This window comes from uncultured Aquincola sp. (genome assembly GCF_964001545.1).
Lineage (GTDB): Bacteria > Pseudomonadota > Gammaproteobacteria > Burkholderiales > Burkholderiaceae_C > Aquincola.
Genome location: NZ_CAXFDV010000224.1, coordinates 1 through 3,561 on the forward strand (window position 1 = coordinate 1; position 3,561 = coordinate 3,561).

Annotated in this window: 4 protein-coding genes; 1 reads left to right on the top strand and 3 read right to left on the bottom strand. The window is 71.4% G+C overall.

The window, feature by feature from the left end; translation table 11 throughout:
• Positions 1-1,577: ATP-binding protein (locus ABNT58_RS07780; RefSeq protein WP_348752932.1), on the top strand; the 1,577-nt coding region annotated here is incomplete at its 5' end.
• A gap of 6 nt (positions 1,578-1,583) precedes the next feature.
• Here the strand turns inward: ABNT58_RS07780 and ABNT58_RS07785 are convergent.
• The 3 genes from ABNT58_RS07785 to ABNT58_RS07795 form a co-directional block, all read right to left on the bottom strand.
• Positions 1,584-2,534, bottom strand: a complete 951-nt coding sequence (locus ABNT58_RS07785) for an aldo/keto reductase (protein ID WP_348752933.1) — start codon at positions 2,532-2,534, stop codon at positions 1,584-1,586.
• Positions 2,534-3,235 carry a type 1 glutamine amidotransferase domain-containing protein gene (locus tag ABNT58_RS07790; protein WP_348752934.1) on the bottom strand — a complete coding sequence of 234 codons (702 nt, stop codon included), beginning with the start codon at positions 3,233-3,235 and terminating at the stop codon, positions 2,534-2,536. The genes ABNT58_RS07785 and ABNT58_RS07790 overlap by 1 nt, the downstream gene beginning before the upstream one ends.
• A 44-nt stretch (positions 3,236-3,279) precedes the next feature.
• On the bottom strand, positions 3,280-3,561 hold a 282-nt coding region (locus ABNT58_RS07795), incomplete at its 5' end, for a superoxide dismutase (protein ID WP_348752935.1).

Consider the following 3,561-nt stretch of genomic DNA (forward strand, 5'->3'; position numbering starts at 1 on the left):
GGGCCGCAGCCGAGGCCGCCACCCAGGCCAAGAGCGACTTCCTGGCCAACATGAGCCATGAGATCCGCACGCCGATGAACGCGGTGCTGGGCATGACCGACCTGGCGCTGCGCGAGCCGCTGCCGGCGCTGGCGCGCGAGCACCTGCTGAACGTGCAGCAGGCCGCGCGCGGGCTGCTGGGCATCCTCAACGACATCCTCGACTTCTCGAAGATCGAAGCCGGCAAGCTCGACATCGAGCAGGTGGCGTTCACGCTGCAGGAGGTGCTGGACCAGGTGACCGCCGTGATCGGCGTGCAGGCACGCAAGAAGGAGCAGGCGCTGCTGTTCGACGTGGCGCCCGACGTGCCGGCCTGCCTGGTGGGCGATCCGCTGCGGCTGGAACAGGTGCTGGTGAACCTGTGCGGCAACGCGGTCAAGTTCACCGGCCAGGGCCGGCCGGTGCGGCTGTCGGTGCAGCGCGAGGGGCCCGGCCAGCTGCGCTTTGCGGTGCGCGACCAGGGCCCCGGCCTGTCGCAGGCGCAGATCGCGCAGCTGTTCAAGCCCTTCAACCAGCTGGACGCCTCCACCACCCGGCGCCATGGCGGCACCGGCCTGGGCCTGGCCATCTGTCGGCAGCTGGTGCAGCTGATGGGCGGGCACATCGGCGTGCGCAGCCAGCCCGGCCAGGGCAGCGAGTTCTTCTTCACCATCTCGTTGGTGGCCTGCAGCACGGCCGCGCTGGCGCCACCGGCAGACATGCGGCACACCGCAGACCGCCAGCGGCCGGCGCAGGCACCGCCCGGCCTGCGCGGCCTGCGGGCGCTGCTGGTGGACGACACCGAGTTCAACCAGATCGTGGCCGGCGAGCTGCTGCGCGGCGTCGCCGGCATGCAGGTGAGCATCGCCAGCGACGGCGAGCAGGCGCTGAACCTGCTGGCGGCCCAGCCCTTCGACCTGGTGCTGATGGACGTGCAGATGCCCGGCATGGACGGCTACGAAGTCACCCGGCGCATCCGCCAGCAGCCGCTGCACGCCCAGCTGCCCATCGTGGCGATGACGGCCTATGCCATGGCCCGCGACCGCCAGCGCTGCCTGCAGGCGGGCATGAACGACGTGATCACCAAGCCGGTGGAGCCGACCGAGCTGTTTGCGGTGGTGCACCGCTGGGCCGCAGCCGGCCGTGCCGGCCCTGAGGCCGACGGCGGCGCAGCGCCCGCCGGTGCGCAGCCCGGCGCCGCCGCCGTGGACCTGGCCGACGGGCTGCGCCGCTGCGGCGGCAGCCAGGCGCTGTACCGGCGGCTGGTGGTCAAGGTGCTGGACCTGGGCGCGCGCGACATCGCCCGGCTGCAGGAGGCGCTGCGCCAGACCGACTGGGCCACCGTGGGCCTGCTGGCCCACGCCACCATTTCGTCGGCCGGCGCGGTGGGCGCCCGCCAGCTCAGCGAGCTGGCGCGCGAGATGCAGGCGGTGGCGCTGCAGCAGGGCGAAGGCAGCGCCTGGCAGCCGCTGGCCGAAGCCTTTGCGGCCGAAGCGCAGCGGGGGCTGGCGGAACTCGGGCGCTACCTGGAGCGCGACGCCGAGGCGGCCGGGCCGTGACCGGCTTCAGCCGTGCATCGGCCGTTCCCAGGCGCCGCGGGTGTCGACGCCGGCCTGCGCGGCCAGGGCTTCCAGGGCCTGCATCTCGCCGGGCGTGAGCTGCAGCCGCCCGGCGGCGGCGGCCTCCTGCACCTGGGCCACCCGGGTGACGCCCACGATGGGCACGGTGCCCTTGGCGATGGCCCAGGCCATGGCCACCTGCGCCACGCTGGCGCCGTGCGGCTGGCCGATCTCGCGCATCGTGTCGGTCAGCCGCTGCAGTTGCGCCAGCACCGGGTTGTAGGTGGCGGCGCGGACGCTGCCTTCGGGCAAGGGCCGGCCGACGCCGTACCGGCCCGACAGCGCGCCCTGCTCCAGCACCATGTAGGCGAAGAAGGTGATGCCCTGCTCGCGGCAATGGTCCAGGATGCCGGCCTGCTCGGACGAGCGGTACAGCAGGCTGTAGTGGTTCTGCACCGCCGAGAGCGCGAAGCCCGCTTCGCCCAGCGTCTGGTTCACCTGCCGGATCTGCGCCAGGTTGTGGTTGGACACGCCCACCCGCCGGATGCGGCCCTGCTGCAGCAGCGGCACCAGGTGCCGCGTCCAGTGGTTCAGCTGCGTGGGGTTGTGGATCCAGTACAGGTCGATGTGGTCGGTGCCCAGCCGTTCGCAGCTGCCGGCCAGCATCTCGGCCACCGGGTTGGCTGCGTCGGCGCTGGCGAGCTGCGGCGTGAACTTGGTGGACAGCAGCACCTCGCTGCGCGCCTCATCACGCACGAAGCGGCCCAGCATCGATTCGGAAGTGCCGGCGCCGTAGGCCGCTGCCGTGTCCCAGAGGTTCAGGCCGGCGGCCATCGCAGCGCTGAACACCGGCCGCAGGTCCTGCTCGGTCAGGTGGTGGCCGAACACCGTGTCACCGCCGGCAAAGCCCTGGCCCCAGGACCAGGTGCCCAGGGCGATGGGAGGAAGCAAGTCCATCATGCCCCCGCCAGCAAAGCGTCCCGCAGCACTTCGCCCAGGTGGGCGGCGGACTGCGGGTTCTGTCCGGTGATCAGGCGGCCATCGACCACCACGTTGTCGCTCCAGTTGGGCGTGTTCTGGTGCAGCGCACCGCGGGCCACCAGCGTGGACGCCAGCAGGAAGGGCACGACGTGGGTGGACTGCACCTCTTCCTCTTCGCCGTCGGTGAAGGCAGCCAGGCGCTTGCCGGCCACCAGCAGGCTGCCGTCGGCGCGGCGCGCATTGACCAGCGCCGCGGGGCCATGGCACACCGCCGAGACGATGCCGCCCGCCGCGTCGATCTCGCGAATGGCGCGCTGCGCCGCTTCGTTGTCCGGAAAGTCCCACATCGTGCCGTGGCCACCGGCAAAGAAGATGGCGCCATAGCGCGAGGGGTCGACCTCGTCCAGCCGCCGGGTGTTGGCGATGGCATGGCGGAAGCCTTCGTCCGCCCACCAGCGCGCCAGCACCGGATCGTTGAAGTCTTCCATGCCGTCGGGCGGCGCGGCGCCGCCTTGCGGCGAAGCGAACTCCACCGCGATGCCCGCGGCCTGCAGCTTGTCCAGCGGATGGGTGACTTCCGCCAGATTGAAGCCGGTGGGAATGCCAGTGTCGCCCTTGACGTTCACGCTGGTGACGACGAAGAGCACGGGAGGGATGTCGGCGGCCGATCGGGGCATGGGAACTCCTGAGGACATGTGGCGAAAAGCGGGCGGCTGAAGCCTTACGGCTTGGCGAACAGCATTTCCCAGTTGGTCATCGGGCCCATCGGGATGACGTCCCAGCCGATCAACCCGGCCTTGGCCAGCGGAAATTCGTCGAGCTGGGCGCGGGCGGCTTCGGCCGAGTCGGCTTCAGCCAGGATGACCACGCCGGGGCGGTCCTGGCGGAAGTAGATGTCGCGGATCAGGCCGTTCTTGTACAGATCCCAGCCGAAGCGCACTTCGGCTTCCATGTGGGGGGCGTATTGCGCCAGCGTGGCGCCGGGCTGGGGAACGTCGAGGCA

Bases quoted from the DNA above. Each gene is read 5' to 3' on its own strand.
- ABNT58_RS07790 (WP_348752934.1), bottom strand. From the start codon at position 3,235: ATGCCCCGATCGGCCGCCGACATCCCTCCCGTGCTCTTCGTCGTCACC.
- ABNT58_RS07785 (WP_348752933.1), bottom strand. From the start codon at position 2,534: ATGGACTTGCTTCCTCCCATCGCCCTGGGCACCTGGTCCTGGGGCCAG.